The 12996-nt window shown below is 71.1% G+C and carries 14 protein-coding genes and 1 pseudogene; 8 read left to right on the top strand and 7 right to left on the bottom strand.

The annotated features are described in order from the left end of the window. The first annotated feature begins 25 nt into the window (after positions 1–25). Positions 26–769, top strand: a complete 744-nt coding sequence (locus ACIQTP_RS08930) for a VOC family protein (protein WP_403397737.1) — start codon at positions 26–28, stop codon at positions 767–769. A gap of 198 nt (positions 770–967) precedes the next feature. Here ACIQTP_RS08930 and ACIQTP_RS08925 read toward each other — a convergent pair whose 3' ends face one another. Next, positions 968–1396, bottom strand: coding sequence for a DUF5997 family protein (locus tag ACIQTP_RS08925; protein ID WP_403397735.1), 429 nt, complete (start codon positions 1394–1396; stop codon positions 968–970). Between the two features lie 57 nt (positions 1397–1453). Between ACIQTP_RS08925 and ACIQTP_RS08920 the strand changes: the two genes are divergently transcribed. The 3 genes from ACIQTP_RS08920 to ACIQTP_RS08910 all read left to right on the top strand — a co-directional run bounded on the left by ACIQTP_RS08920 (position 1454) and on the right by ACIQTP_RS08910 (position 3248). After that, the gene (locus tag ACIQTP_RS08920) at positions 1454–2251 is read left to right on the top strand and encodes a LysR family substrate-binding domain-containing protein (RefSeq protein WP_403397733.1); all 798 of its coding nucleotides are present in this window, start codon (positions 1454–1456) and stop codon (positions 2249–2251) included. A gap of 143 nt (positions 2252–2394) precedes the next feature. Further along, a complete protein-coding gene (locus ACIQTP_RS08915) occupies positions 2395–2808 on the top strand; it encodes a MerR family transcriptional regulator (protein ID WP_403397732.1) in 414 nt (137 codons plus the stop codon). Continuing rightward, complete coding sequence (locus ACIQTP_RS08910) at positions 2805–3248, top strand: carboxymuconolactone decarboxylase family protein (protein WP_403397730.1); 444 nt, start codon at positions 2805–2807, stop codon at positions 3246–3248. The genes ACIQTP_RS08915 and ACIQTP_RS08910 overlap by 4 nt, the downstream gene beginning before the upstream one ends. Here ACIQTP_RS08910 and ACIQTP_RS08905 read toward each other — a convergent pair. Next, positions 3235–5712, bottom strand: a complete 2478-nt coding sequence (locus ACIQTP_RS08905) for an alpha-L-arabinofuranosidase C-terminal domain-containing protein (protein WP_403397728.1) — start codon at positions 5710–5712, stop codon at positions 3235–3237. The genes ACIQTP_RS08910 and ACIQTP_RS08905 overlap by 14 nt on opposite strands. Before the next feature lie 178 nt (positions 5713–5890). Between ACIQTP_RS08905 and ACIQTP_RS08900 the strand changes: the two genes are divergently transcribed. Beyond that, positions 5891–6346: a DUF6314 family protein gene (locus ACIQTP_RS08900; RefSeq protein WP_403397725.1), complete on the top strand. Its 456-nt coding sequence runs from the start codon at positions 5891–5893 to the stop codon at positions 6344–6346. Between the two features lie 90 nt (positions 6347–6436). On the opposite strand, the gene ACIQTP_RS08895 is transcribed toward ACIQTP_RS08900, so the two are convergent. From ACIQTP_RS08895 to ACIQTP_RS08880, 4 genes and pseudogenes are all read right to left on the bottom strand, one after another. Next, a complete protein-coding gene (locus ACIQTP_RS08895; RefSeq protein ID WP_403398145.1) occupies positions 6437–7021 on the bottom strand; it encodes a histidine phosphatase family protein in 585 nt (194 codons plus the stop codon). A gap of 160 nt (positions 7022–7181) precedes the next feature. After that, entirely contained in the window at positions 7182–7679 is a 498-nt protein-coding gene (locus ACIQTP_RS08890) for a carotenoid oxygenase family protein (RefSeq protein WP_403397724.1), read from the bottom strand. An 83-nt stretch (positions 7680–7762) separates the two neighbouring features. Next, a pseudogene (locus tag ACIQTP_RS08885) lies at positions 7763–7933 on the bottom strand (dioxygenase); the annotation flags it as partial. Between the two features lie 39 nt (positions 7934–7972). Beyond that, positions 7973–9409 carry a PLP-dependent aminotransferase family protein gene (locus ACIQTP_RS08880; protein ID WP_403397722.1) on the bottom strand — a complete coding sequence of 479 codons (1437 nt, stop codon included), beginning with the start codon at positions 9407–9409 and terminating at the stop codon, positions 7973–7975. Between ACIQTP_RS08880 and ACIQTP_RS08875 the strand changes: the two genes are divergently transcribed. Together ACIQTP_RS08875 and ACIQTP_RS08870 are read left to right on the top strand one after the other, a co-directional pair. Next, on the top strand, positions 9408–10349 hold the full coding sequence (locus ACIQTP_RS08875; protein ID WP_403397720.1) for a DMT family transporter: 942 nt from the start codon (positions 9408–9410) through the stop codon (positions 10347–10349). The genes ACIQTP_RS08880 and ACIQTP_RS08875 overlap by 2 nt on opposite strands. 44 nt (positions 10350–10393) lie before the next feature. Next, positions 10394–10585 (top strand): DUF1918 domain-containing protein, encoded by a 192-nt coding sequence (locus tag ACIQTP_RS08870; RefSeq protein WP_067365648.1) that lies wholly within the window; start codon positions 10394–10396, stop codon positions 10583–10585. 42 nt (positions 10586–10627) lie between these two features. Here ACIQTP_RS08870 and ACIQTP_RS08865 read toward each other — a convergent pair whose 3' ends face one another. Further along, positions 10628–11869, bottom strand: a complete 1242-nt coding sequence (locus tag ACIQTP_RS08865) for a glycoside hydrolase family 10 protein (RefSeq protein ID WP_403397717.1) — start codon at positions 11867–11869, stop codon at positions 10628–10630. A 239-nt stretch (positions 11870–12108) separates the two neighbouring features. On the opposite strand from ACIQTP_RS08865, the gene ACIQTP_RS08860 reads away from it, so the two are divergent. Continuing rightward, a complete protein-coding gene (locus tag ACIQTP_RS08860; protein WP_168490125.1) occupies positions 12109–12969 on the top strand; it encodes a 3-hydroxybutyryl-CoA dehydrogenase in 861 nt (286 codons plus the stop codon). Positions 12970–12996: the final 27 nt, after the last annotated feature.

The raw sequence follows: 12996 nt of genomic DNA, 5'->3' as shown, positions 1-12996 counted from the left end.
AATCCACCCGTATAGGATCACCGGCATGGCCCTTCGACCTGTTCAGGTGAACATAAAGGCTCTTGATGGCTTGGCGGTCGGCCGGTTCTGGGCGGAGGCGCTCGGCTGGGGTGTTTCCAGCGAGGGCCCCGGCGTGACCAACGTGGAACCCGGCGGCGGCTTCGTCTGGCCGGACCCGGTCGCCGTCTGCATCGACGTCGTCACCGTCCCCGAACCCAAGACAACGACAAAGAACCGTGTGCACCTCGATCTCGCCACCACCTCCGCGGCCCATCAGGCGGAGTTGGTCGCGCGCCTCCGGGCTCTCGGTGCGACACCCGCCGACGCGGGCCAGGGCGAAGTGCCCTGGACGGTCCTCGCCGACCCCGAGGGCAACGAGTTCTGCGTGCTGGAGCCCCGGGAGATCTACCGGGACACCGGCCCGATCGCCGCGGTGGTGGTCGACTGCGCGGATCCGCGGGCCATGGCCCGGTTCTGGGGTGAGGCGACGGACTGGACCCTGCACGAGGTGACCGACGATCAGGCGACGTCGCGCTCCGCCAAGGGTGTCGGCCCCTGTCTCGAGCTCCTCCGCACGCCCGGCGTGAAGACCGTGCCGGACCGCGTCCATCTCGACCTGCTGCCCTACCCCGGTGACGACACAGCAGCGGAGGTGGCCCGGCTGCGGACCCTCGGCGCCACCGACCTCGACCTCGGCCAGGGCGACGTCCCATGGACGTGCCTGACCGACCCGGAGGGCCACGAGTTCTGCGTCCTCGCCCCGTCCTGACGCGGAGCCTTGACGACGCCCCGACGCGTGAGTCCTGCCTGCTCATGCGCCACGACCCCGGGCGGGTCGGGCCGCGAGGGGCCTTTCAACGGATGGAGAGCAGCCACCGCCGGCGCGGGCGTTCCGTGACGCGGACGGCGGCGGTCGGCGCGGTCACCGCGACCGCATGGCGCCGGCGACGGACGCGCGTGGGCGGGGTCAGGGACGGGAGGTGCGGGGCTGGGCGGCGCGCTCGGTGTTCCGCTCGGTGTGTTGCTCCGCGCGCTTCTCCTTGATGCGGACCTCTTCCTTGCGGACCTCGGCCTGGGTGGCGCGCTCCCGGCGCAGCCATCCCGGGTCCTCCTGCTTCAGGGCGTCGATCTGCTCCGTGGTGAGGGCCTCGGTGACCCCGCCGCGGGCGAGCCCGGCGATGGAGATGCCCAGCCGCGCGGCGACCACGGGCCGCGGGTGCGGGCCGTTGCGCCGCAGCTCCTGGAGCCACGCGGGCGGATCGGCCTGCAGGGCGTTCAGCTCGGCGCGCGAGACGACGCCCTCCTGGAACTCGGCGGGGGTGGCCTCGAGGTACACACCCAGCTTCTTCGCCGCGGTGGCGGGCTTCATGGTCTGGGTGGTCTGGTGCGACGTCATGCGTCAAGGGTATCGAGCGTGTGCGCGACCTCCGACCACGACCGATAGCCTGGCGAGGTGACAGGCTCGGAAGTACCCCCTTCGTTCCGGCTCGCCTATGTCCCGGGAGTCACGCCCACGAAGTGGGTGCGGATCTGGAACGAGCGGCTGCCCGACATCCCCCTCACCCTCGTCGCGGTCTCCACCGACGAGGCGTTCGACGTGCTGCGGGACCGCGGCGCCGACGCCGGATTCGTCCGGCTCCCGGTCGACCGGGAGGACCTCAGCGCGATCCCCCTCTACAACGAGACGACGGTGGTCGTGGTCCCCAAGGACCACATCGTGGCGGCGGTCGACGAGGTGACTTCCGAGGATCTCGCCGACGAGATCGTGCTGCACCCGCTCGACGACACCCTCGACTGGGAGCGTCCGCCGGGGCAGCCCGCGTTCGAGCGCCCCGCCACCACGGCGGACGCCGTCGAACTCGTGGCGGCGGGCATCGGGCTCCTCGTCGTCCCCCAGTCCCTCGCCCGCCTGCACCACCGCAAGGACCTCACCTACCGGCCGGTCACCGATGCCCCGGAGTCACGCGTCGCGCTGTCCTGGCCACAGGACGCGACCACCGACCTGGTAGAGGACTTCATCGGGATCGTCCGCGGCCGGACCGTCAACAGCTCACGGGGGCGCGCCCAGGCCCCGGCTGCGCCCGTGGCCCCTTCGAAAGCCAAGCGCCCCGAGACGGGCGGCGGCGCACGGCGCAAGGCCGCCGCGGGCAAGTCGTCCGGCAAGTCGACGACCGGCAGGAACCCCCGTGGCGGCGGTTCCGGAGGCGCCAAGGGCGGCGCCAAGCGGGGCAAGCCCCGCCGCCGCTCCTGACCCGGGCGCCGCTCCCGAGCCTGACGCCACTCCCGAGCCGGGCGCCGCTCCCGAGCCGGGCCGAAACGCCGTCGGCCCCTCTCCGGGATCATCCGACAGACGAAGCTTGACCTGGAGCACACTCCAGGTTCTACGGTTTCTCCATGACCAGCGAACAGCCCCTCCCGCAGGAGCCGACGCTCACGATCGCCCAGGTCGTCGAGCACACCGGGCTCTCGCACGACACGCTGCGGTACTACGAGAAGGCCGGCCTGATCCAACGGGTCGGCCGGACCACCGGAAACCAGCGGCGCTACGAGGCGGCCGACCTGGCCTGGCTGGAGTTCCTCATCCGGCTGCGCGAGACGGGCATGTCGATCGCGGACATGCAGCGGTTCGCCGAGCTGCGGGCGCGCGGCGACGCCACGGTTCCCGACCGGCTCGCGATGCTCCGGGAGCACCGCGCCGACCTCGCGGACCGCATCCGGGCACTGCGCCGCAACGCGGCTTCCCTCGACGACAAGATCGACCACTACGAACGGCTGCTCGACCAGCCGGGATCGGACGAACTCCCATGACGCTCACGAACACCGCCACCACTCGCGAAGAGCGCTTCGAGCACGGCCTGGAGGTCCTCAAGCGCGTCGACGGCGAGGCCGGACAGCGCGTCGTCGACTCGCTCGGCGACATCAATCCCGAACTCGGCCACCAGATCGTCTCCTGGGCCTTCGGCGACATCTACGACCGGCCCGGACTCGCCCCGCGTGACCGCCAGTTGGTGACGCTCGGCATGCTCACCGCGCTCGGCGGCTGTGAGACCCAGTTGGAGGTGCACGTCAACGCGGCGCTGAACGTGGGTCTTTCTCCGGACGAGATCGTGGAGTCGCTGCTGCACTCGGCCGTCTACTGCGGCATACCGAAGGCGATGAACGCGAGCCTGGTCGCGAAGAAGGTCTTCGCCGAGCGTGGGCTGCTGCCCGCCGGACAGCAGCCCACGCCTCCGGCTACAACCGTCTGATCCGCAGGAAGGTCACGGAGTTCGCCGGGAAGGTGTAGGTGAACTTGTCGTCGACGCCGTCGAAGGTGGACTTCACGGGGGCGACCGCGGTCACCGTCTGCGAGTTCACCGCCTCCGGCGCGGCCTGGAGGGTGGTGACGGCGGCCTTGCGGCCCGCCTTCGCCCCGCCCAGGTCGATCGCGGTACGGGCGTCCGCCGCCTGCGCGTTGACGACCTTGACGATCAGGTCGCCGGTCCTCGTGTCCCGCGTCACGACCTGACGGAACGGCTCCGCGGGCTTGTCGTCCTTGAAGCTCCCCCACTCCTGACCGTCCAGGTAGAGAGTCACCTGCCGGCCGCGGACCTTGATGTCGACGTCGTACGCCCTGCCCGTCTCGATCGTGCCGGGCTTGGAGACCAGGGTCGACTTGCCGCCGTCCACGGCCTGTTCGACCGCGGTCGTGGTGTTGCTCCAGCCACCGAGGTTCCACCAGTAGTAGTTGCCGGTGTCCTTGACGCCGAAGGCGACGAGGAAGCCCTCCTTGCCGGACTTCTTGGTGGCCTTCACCCGCAGGTCGTAGTCGTGCCAGGCCGGGTCGCCCGCCGACACCATGGTGTTCTCGGCGCCCACGTCGGTCTGCACGTACTGCCCGTCCTGGAGGCTCCAGCTCCCGCCGCCCGTGTGGGTCCACCGGGAGGCGTCACCGCTGAAGTCGTCGCCGAGCAGCGTGGTGCCGTCGGCGCCGGTCACCGACACGTCGTCGTACGCCGCCGTGGTCGCCCAGGTCGACAGGCCGACGGCGCCGGAGATGGGCGCGCTCAGCGAGGGCGTGGCGGTGGCCGTCGACGGCACCACCCGGTCGCCGACGTTGTTCATGAACAGCTTCTGCACCTCGTAGTCGGCCGAGCCCCACGAGGCGTGGTTGTTGAACCAGATCATGTCGGGCCGCCACTGCACGTAGTCCTCGTTGGCGAGCAGCGGGGCGTACGAGGCGAGCTTGACGACGTCCGCGTTGCGCTCGAGGCCCGTCATGTACGCGGCCTCGGCGAGGGCGTTCTTGAAGGTGTTGCCACCGGAGGCGTACTCGCCGAGGAAGACCTGGGGACCGTTCCTGTCGTAGGAGTCGTAGCGGTCGTTGTTCTGCAGGAACCACTGGGTGCTGTTGTAGTAGTGCTCGTCGACCATGTCGACGCCCGCGTCCTTGTTGAGCCTCCAGGCGGTGTCGAAGGTGGTGCCGGAGTCGTCGGGTCCGGCGTTCGAGATCACCTTGATGTCCGGGTGCTTGGCCTGGATGGCGGCGCGGAACTGCTTGAAGCGGGCGAAGAACTCGTCGGGGAGGTTCTCCTCGTTGCCGACTTCGAGGTGGGTGAGGCGGAAGGGCCTCGGGTGGCCCATCGCCGCCCGCTTCCTGCCCCACTCGCTGGTCACCGGCCCGTTGGCGAACTCGATGAGATCGAGGGTGTCCTGGATGTGGCGCTTGAGCAGCGCGTCGTCGTCGGTGGCCCTGTTCTGGCCGCAGCCGGTGACGAGCGCGGGCACCACGGGCAGCGGCATCGCGCCGATGTCCTCGGCGAACTGGAAGTACTCGTAGTAGCCGAGGCCGTAACTCTGGTTGTAGCCCCAGAAGTTGGAGTTGGTGGCGCGCTGCTCGACCGGGCCGATGGTGTCCTTCCACTGGTACGAGCGCCGCCGCTGATAGCCCGAGGCCTCGTCGTAGCCCTGCATGCTGCCGGTGTTGACCAGGCAGCCGCCGGGGAAGCGCACGAAGCCCGGGTGCAGGGCGGCGATCTTCTCGGCGAGGTCCTTGCGCAGGCCGTGGCCCTTGTACGTGTCCCGGGGGATCAGCGAGATCATGTCGAGCGCGACGGGAGCGTCGGCGGCGACGGTCAGGCGCCCGGTGGCGCTGTCGCGGGCGGCGGTGAACCTGGCCCGGTACTTGGCCCAGCCGCCGCGCGCGGTGACCTGCCGGGCCTCGGCGAGCGCGCCGTCGGCGTCGTGCAGCGTCACGGTGAGCGGCGTCCTCACGTCGGCGCGGGCCCAGACCGAGAAGTCGTACGTCTTGCCGCTCTCGACCCTGATCCCGGTGCTGTAACCGGAGTTGGTGACGGACGAGCCGGCGCCCAGGGCGAGGTAGGTGCGGTTGCGGGCGTTGAGGCGCCCGTCGTCGTCCACGGTCGTCGCGGTGCCGGTGGTGGCCCAGGAGGTGAGCGGCGTATAGGACCTGTTGTCGGCGGTGCCGTACTCGAACGACCGGTTCTGTACGAGTTCCGCGTACAGTCCGCCGTCCGCGGCGCGGTTGATGTCCTCGAAGAAGACGCCGTACATGGTGTCGTCGATCTTCGCGCCCGAGCCCTTCGGGTCGACGGTGATCGCGTAGTCGGTGACGTCGGCGGCGGCGTGGGCGGGCCCGGGAACGACGGCTGAGGCCACCAGGAGCGCGGTGGCCGTGAGTCCGAGTCTCCAACGGGTGCGGGTGCGTGACATGGATACTCCGCGGCTCTGTGGTGTGGAGTTGTTGAGTTGTTCGAGCTGTTGAGTTGTTCGAGAGGTGAGCTGTTCGAGATATCGGACGACGATCAGCACTTCGAACGGCAAGATAGGGAGGGGGTCAGGGCGCGTCAATGGGTCGCGCAGCATCGCATGGGACGGAGAGCGGGACGGTATGGGCGAGTTCTGGCCAGTGACAGACGTGCTCGCCCACCTGGGCGGGAGCTGGCGGGTGGAGCGCTCGGTGCGGGATCTCGCGAGCGGTGCGGAGGGGCGGTTCACGGGGACGACGGTTTTCGGCCCACTGGAGGAACCGGGTTCTCCGTACGGACTTCTGCACCGGGAATCCGGCACGTTCGTGTGGCAGGGCACGCCCCGGCCCGCCGAACGGACGCTGCGGTTCCTGCCGGGGCCGAGCCCGGCGACGGCCCTCGTCCAGTTCTCCGACGGCCGCCCCTTCCACGACCTGGACCTGAGCACCGGCCGGTACGTCGCCGACCACCCGTGCGCGGCGGACCTCTACCGCGGCGAGTTCACGGTGCGGGACGAGAACCGCTGGCGCACGGTATGGCGGGTGGGCGGCCCCGCCAAGGACCTGGTCCTCACGACCGACTACACCCGGCTGACTTAGACCCTGTCGTCACATTCCCTCCCCCAGCCTTCGGCCGGGAGGCGCCCCCAGCCCCCCTCCGGGCGGACGACGGGAATGTGACGACAGGACCTAGGCGCGCTGCGGCACACCGTCCAGGCGCAGGTTCCAGCGGCCGTTGATGCCGGTGAGGGTGATGGTCGACAAGGGGCGGACGTCGATGTTCCAGTACGCCGACGGCTGGGCCTTGAGCGCGTAGACGAGCGCGGCCCGCACCACCGAGGGCTCGGCCACCGCGACGATCCGGCTGCCGTCGTCCGCGGGGCGGGTGTCGAGCCAGCCGCCGACGCGGGAGATGAAGGAGGTCAGGGACTCGCCGCCGTGCGGGGCGGAGCGCGGATCGGAGAGCCAGGCGTCGACCGCCGACGGCTCGCGGGCCATCGCCTCACCCAGTGTGAAGCCGCGCCAGCGGCCCATGTCGCAGTCGCGCAGCGCGGGTTGTGCCAGCGGCGCGTACCCGAGGGCGTCGCCGGTGGCGCGGCTGCGCGGGGTCGGTGAGCAGTAGCGCAGCTCGGCCGCCGCCAGTGGCACCAGTTCGGGGGCGGCGCGCTGCACTTCGTCCCAGCCGGCCTGGTCCAGCGGCCGGTCGTCCTCGAAGCGCTCGGCCAGCAGCGAGGAGCTGCGGGCGGCGGCGACGAAAGTGACCCGAAGATGCATGCGGAGATCGTGGAGCGCGGGACTCCGCAGGTCAAGAGGTGTTACGCAAGGTATACGCAGGCTTGGCGGAGTGTGCTTGCCGAAGCGGACGTATGGGGGGATGCGGGCCGGATCGGGTGGGGCGGACCGGGCCCGGGAGGAGCCCCCGGGCCCGCGGGGGTCAGCTGGCGGAGGCGTCGAGGTCGGTGTCGGGGATCCAGCAGCCGTGGATGCCGCCGGTGACCCGACGCGGGAGGTGGACGATCGCGATCCGGTCGAGGCCTGAGGCGTCCAGGACCAGGAACTGGGAGGCGTCCTGCTCGAGGTCGGAGACGACGGTGAGCAGACAGCCGTCGTCCTCGCGGGTCGCGCCGGCGGCGGGGACGAACACGGCCTCGCCGGGCAGGCGGGCGTCGCCGGCCCGGTGGACGCGGCGGGCGCCGGTGGTGCGGTCGTACTTGACGATGCCGTAGCCGCCGTAGCCGTCCTGGCCGGGGAAGGAGACCGCGTACTGGTAGCGGTGCTCGGCGCGGAGGAAGTCCTCGTTGAGGGTGGGGATTTCGACGGCGAGGTCGTCGATGATCTGCTCGTCGACGCTGTCGGCGGCCAGGTCGATGACCCATCGGCGGTTGTAGGAGCGGATGTTGGCTCGGTGCCGCGGCCGCGGGCGCCGACCCACCAGTTACAGGAGAGCCGGAAGCCCTCCCGCTCCACGGTCGGGCCCTCCAGGACGATGCGGCCCTGGGCGTCCTCGTAGGCGTTGGCTGCGTGCAGCATGTTGCCCGGCTCGATGGAGAACCAGCGGATCTTCGCCGCGCCCTGCGGGCCGCGGGGCATGACCCCGATCCGCGCCGGCTGCGCGTCGTCCCAGCCGGAGGGGATGCCGGAGTGCTCGGTGGGGTCGAAGGTGACGGTGCCCTCGGCGAAGACCACGTGGACTCCTGGGTGTCAACGCATCCACGTCGGCGCCGGTCACCGCAGCACCCCGTCGCACGCCGCCCTCAGCCGTCGTACCCCCTCCGTGATCTCCCCCGTCCCTCCGACCGCCGCGAAACTCAGGCGGAGGTGCCTCGCAGGGGGCTCCGCGCTGAAGTAGGGGCGGCCGGGGGCGACGGCCACGCCTTCGCGGAGGGCCGCGGAGACCAGGGCGGACTCGTCGGTGCCGTCGGGCAGGCGGAGCCACAGGTGGTAACCGCCGGAGGGGATGTGCGGCAGCGCGAGTTCGGGGAGCGTCAGGCGGAGCGCGGTCGTCATCGTGTCGCGCCGGTTCCTCAGCTCGGCGGACACGGCCCGCAGATGACGGGGCCAGGCGGGCGAGCCGACCAGTTCGAGCGCAGCCTCCTGAAGGGGACGCGGCACGAAGAACGTGTCCACGACCTGGATGGCACGCAGTCGATCGAGGACCGGACCCCGCGCGGCCAGCGCACTGACCCGGAAGCTCGGCGAGGTCGCCTTGGTCAGGGAGGAGACGTGCACGACGACCCCGTCGGGATCCTCGGCGGCCAGCGGACGCGGCAGGGGCCCCGCGTCCTCGTGCACAAGACGTCGTACGAAGTCGTCCTCGACGACGAAGGCACCCGCCTCACGCGCGATCCGCACCACCTCGGCGCGCCGCTCGGGGGCGAGCACGGCGCCGGTCGGGTTCTGGAACAGCGGCTGGCAGACGAACACCCGGGCGCCGGTCGCCCCGAAGGCGTCGGCGAGCAGGTCCGGCTTCACCCCGTCCGCGTCCACCGGTACGGGTACTGGCCTGAGGCCCGCCGCGCGGGCGATCGCCAGCATGCCCGGGTAGGTGGGCGACTCGACCAGGACCGGGGCCCCCGGCGGGGCGAGTGCCCTGAGCGCGGTGGTCAGCGCGGACTGGCCGCCCGCCGTGACGAGCACCTCGGCGGCGGTGATCGCACCGCCGATCCCCCGCGCGAACCACTCGCGCAGCTCCGTCAGCCCCTCCATCGGCGGCCGCGACCAGGCTCCGGGACGCCGGCCCGCCCGCGACAGGGCCGCTCCCATGGCCCGCTCGGGCTGGAGCGAGGGATGCAGATAGCCGCCGTTGAACTCGACGACGCCGGGCGGCGGGGCGGCGAGCGAGGCGAGGACCCCGGAGGCGTCCACCGTGCGGGGGACGAGTTCCGTCGCGGCGTCAGCGCTCAGCGTGACCTCCTGCCAGGAGGTGTCCCCGGCGGGCGCGGCGGACGTACGCGGGTGCGCGCGGAACGCGCCGGCGCCCGGCCGGGTCACCACCAGCCCCTCGGCGGCGAGCTGAGCCAGTGCCCGCGACACCGTCACCGGGCTCACCCGGAACCGCTCGACGAGTGCACGGCTCGACGGCAGCTTTCCACCAGGCGAGTAGCGGTTCAGCTCCCGTCGCAGCTGACTAGCGAGATCTCCGACACTGCTACGCTCTTGCATGACAGAGCAGAGTAGCGCTATCGACCAGATCGGGATAGCGGTCAGCACGCCCAGGACGCCCGATCCGAGGCCGTTCTCGGCCAACCGCCGTTCCGGCACCCTCCAGGCCGCCCTCGGCGTCACCGCCTTCTCCCTCACCTTCCCCGCCACCGCCTGGGGCCTGGAGGGCTTCGGGCCCTGGTCGCTGGTGGCCGTGCGCAGCGCCCTCGCCGCCGTCATCGCGGGCGGGTGTCTGCTGGCGCTGCGTGTGCCCGTACCGGCTCGCCGGCACTGGGCGGGGCTCGCCGTGGTGGCCGCCGGTGTCGTGCTCGGCTTCCCCCTGCTGACGACGCTCGCGCTGCAGACCTCGACCACCGCCCACGCGGCCGTGGTCGTCGGGCTGCTGCCGCTGACGACCGCGCTGCTGTCGGCGCTGCGGACCGGCGCGCGGCCCTCACGGATGTTCTGGGTCGCCGCCCTCGCGGGCGCGGCCGCGGTGATCGCGTTCACCGTCCAGCAGAGCGGCGGGGCACTGAGCGGCGCGGACGCCTATCTCTTCGGGGCGCTGCTGATCTGTGCCGCGGGCTACACCGAGGGCGGCCGGCTCGCCCGGACCATGCCGGGGTGGCAGGTCATCGGCTGGGCGCTGGTCCTGTGTCTGCCGCTCTCGGTGCCGGGCGCGCTGGTGGCGCTGTCGTACGAGCCGGTCCACCTGTCGGCGCACAGTGTCGCGGGGCTGCTGTGGGTGGCCGCCGGATCGCAGTTCCTGGGTCTGGTCGTCTGGTACCGCGGGATGGCGGCGATCGGAATTCCCAAGGCCAGCCAGTTGCAGCTGGCGCAACCGCTGCTCACACTGGTGTGGTCGGTACTGCTCCTCGGCGAGCAGCTCACACCGGCCGCGCCGCTGACGGCCGCGGCCGTGCTGATCTGCATCGCGCTCACCCAGCGAGCGCGGGGCTGAGCCCCAGGACCGTTACTCCCGCTGATGACGAGGAGACCCTTCAGATGCATGCAGACGTGGGCGACAAGCTCGTGCAGCACGGCAGGGTTGTCGGACAGCACGACAAGGTCGCGGAGATCACCGAAGTAATAGGAACGGAGGGCACGCCCCCGTACCGCGTGCGCTTCACGGACGGGCACGAGGCGGTCTGCTCACCGGGCCCCGACTCGGAAATCCGTCACAAGGACCCGCTGTAGACATTCGGTCACAAGAAGCCGCTGTAGACATCCGGCAGAGAGTCAGCGCGCGGGTCGCGCCGGCCGCTGGTAGTGGTCGGTCACGACCCGCGCCATGGCTCCGACGCGGTCGACGTCGACCTCCTTGGCGGAGAAGAAGACGTGTCCGCGCACCTGTGTGTGGTCGCGCGCGAAGGTCAGGTGCCGGGAGAGTTCCGCCGGGTGCTGCCAGGCCGCGGGCTGCGCGGGGTCACCGGCCTTGTAGAGCGCTTCCCCGATGTACAGCTCCACGCCCGTGCCCTGCGTGACCGCCGCCCACCAGGGCACGAGCTTCGCGTAGTCGGCGGCGGGGAAGCCGAGGTTCCAGTAGACCTGCGGGACGATGTAGTCGATCCACCGCTCGCGGACCCATTTCCGGGTGTCGGCGTAGAGATCGTCGTACGTCCGCACGGCGGCCCGGGTGTCCGAGCCCCGCGGGTCGGTCGCACCATTGCGCCACACCCCGAACGGGCTGATCCCGAAGCGGGTACCGGGCCGGATCAGCGGGATGCGGGTGGCCGTCTCCCGCACCAGTTGGTCGATGTTGTCGCGCCGCCAGGCGGCCCGGTCCGCAAAGCCCGCGCCGTGCGTACGGTACGCGGCGTCGTCGTCGAAGACCTGGCCCTCGGCCGGGTACGGGTAGAAGTAGTCGTCCCAGTGCACGGCGTCGATGGCGTACTCGCGCACCGCGTCGAGCATCGCGTCCTGGACGAAGGCGCGGACCTCGGGCAGCCCGGGGTTGTAGTAGAGCCTGCCGCCATGGGGGACGACCCAGTCGGGGTGCTTGCGGGCCGGGTGGGTCGCCACGAGTCTGCCGGGGTCGGAGTGGTTCGCGATGCGGTACGGGTTGAACCAGGCGTGCAGTTCGAGGCCACGCGCATGGGCCTCCCGCACCGCGGTGCCCAGCGGATCCCAGCCGGGGTCCCCGCCCTGGACGCCGGTGAGGTACTCCGACCACGGCTCGTACGGCGAGGGCCAGAACGCGTCGGCCGTGGGGCGGACCTGGAAGAACACGGCGTTCAGGCGGCGGTCGACCGCCCTGTCGAGGTGGGCGAGGAGCTCGGCGCGCTGCTGGGCTGCGGACAGTCCGGTCCGCGAGGGCCAGTCGCGGTTGACGACGGTCGACAGCCACATGCCCCGCAGCTCGGAGACCCTCCGTGGCCGACCCGGCCCGGGGGTTGCTCCGGCACGGGGTACGCCGGCCGAGTCCCCCGCCTTGACGAGACCCGGCTCCCCCGTCGTGACGAGACCCGTCAGCGTCGCCATCGCCGCCACGGTGAACGCCCGCCGTGAGCCCCGCCCCGTCCCCGCCGTCCGCCCCACTCCACCCCACTCCTTCACGCTCCGAATCCATCCGGTGACGGATCGTCTCCTCGGCCAGCATGCCCCACCCGGGCGATCGATCATCGATACTTCGGAGTAACGTGCACGGGACCGTGCACGATCGGAGCAGGCACCGAACAACGGGGGTCCTGCGACAGCCGTAGATCAGCGAAGGGGACGATGTGACCGACATCGAACGCGTCGGAGTGGTGGGCTGCGGCCAGATGGGAGCGGGCATCGCCGAGGTCTGCGCCCGCGCCGGTCTCGACGTCAAGGTCGCCGAGACCACCGGTGAGGCCCTGGAGATCGGCCGTACCCGGCTGTTCAACTCCCTCTCCAAGGCCGCCGAGCGCGGAAAGATCTCCGCGGACGAGCTCACCGCCACCCAGGAGCGGCTCAGCTTCACCACCGACCTCGGCGAGTTCGCCGACCGCGATCTGGTGATCGAGGCCGTCGTGGAGAACGAGCAGGTGAAGACCGAGATCTTCCAGGTGCTCGACCAGGTGGTGACCCGGCAGGACGCGATCCTCGCCTCCAACACCTCCTCGATCCCGCTGGTCCGGCTCGCGGTCGCCACCTCGCGCCCCGACCAGGTCGTCGGCATCCACTTCTTCAACCCGGCCCCGGTGCAGCAGCTCGTCGAGCTGATTCCGGCGCTGACCACCTCCGAGGGCACTCTCGGCCGGGCTCAGCTGTTCGCCGAGAAGGCCCTCGGCAAGCACGCGATCCGCGCCCAGGACCGCTCCGGGTTCGTCGTCAACGCGCTCCTGATCCCGTATCTGCTCTCCGCGATCCGGATGTTCGAGTCGGGCATCGCCAGCCGCGAGGACATCGACAACGGCATGGAGCTGGGCTGCGCCCACCCGATGGGCCCGCTCAAGCTCTCCGACCTGATCGGCCTGGACACGGTGGCCTCGGTCGCCTATTCGATGTACGAGGAGTACAAGGAGCCGCTGTACGCCGCTCCCCCGCTGCTCCAGCGCATGGTGGACGCGGGCCGACTCGGCCGGAAGTCCGGCTCGGGCTTCTACACCTACGCCTGATTACGTACGGTCACCCCCTTTCGTACC

It is taken from the genome of Streptomyces sp. NPDC090798 (assembly GCF_044768965.1).
GTDB lineage: Bacteria > Actinomycetota > Actinomycetes > Streptomycetales > Streptomycetaceae > Streptomyces.
This window is presented reverse-complemented; position numbering and strand designations above follow the sequence as displayed.

Excerpts from the sequence above, each read along its gene's own strand:
- ACIQTP_RS08865 (WP_403397717.1), bottom strand. The coding sequence starts at position 11,869 with ATGGCGACGCTGACGGGTCTCGTCACGACGGGGGAGCCGGGTCTCGTC.
- ACIQTP_RS08895 (WP_403398145.1), bottom strand. The coding sequence starts at position 7,021 with ATGCATCTTCGGGTCACTTTCGTCGCCGCCGCCCGCAGCTCCTCGCTG.
- ACIQTP_RS08880 (WP_403397722.1), bottom strand. The coding sequence starts at position 9,409 with ATGCAAGAGCGTAGCAGTGTCGGAGATCTCGCTAGTCAGCTGCGACGG.
- ACIQTP_RS08875 (WP_403397720.1), top strand. The coding sequence starts at position 9,408 with ATGACAGAGCAGAGTAGCGCTATCGACCAGATCGGGATAGCGGTCAGC.
- ACIQTP_RS08900 (WP_403397725.1), top strand. The coding sequence starts at position 5,891 with ATGGGCGAGTTCTGGCCAGTGACAGACGTGCTCGCCCACCTGGGCGGG.
- ACIQTP_RS08870 (WP_067365648.1), top strand. The coding sequence starts at position 10,394 with ATGCATGCAGACGTGGGCGACAAGCTCGTGCAGCACGGCAGGGTTGTC.
- ACIQTP_RS08905 (WP_403397728.1), bottom strand. The coding sequence starts at position 5,712 with ATGTCACGCACCCGCACCCGTTGGAGACTCGGACTCACGGCCACCGCG.
- ACIQTP_RS08930 (WP_403397737.1), top strand. The coding sequence starts at position 26 with ATGGCCCTTCGACCTGTTCAGGTGAACATAAAGGCTCTTGATGGCTTG.
- ACIQTP_RS08915 (WP_403397732.1), top strand. The coding sequence starts at position 2,395 with ATGACCAGCGAACAGCCCCTCCCGCAGGAGCCGACGCTCACGATCGCC.
- ACIQTP_RS08925 (WP_403397735.1), bottom strand. The coding sequence starts at position 1,396 with ATGACGTCGCACCAGACCACCCAGACCATGAAGCCCGCCACCGCGGCG.
- ACIQTP_RS08910 (WP_403397730.1), top strand. The coding sequence starts at position 2,805 with ATGACGCTCACGAACACCGCCACCACTCGCGAAGAGCGCTTCGAGCAC.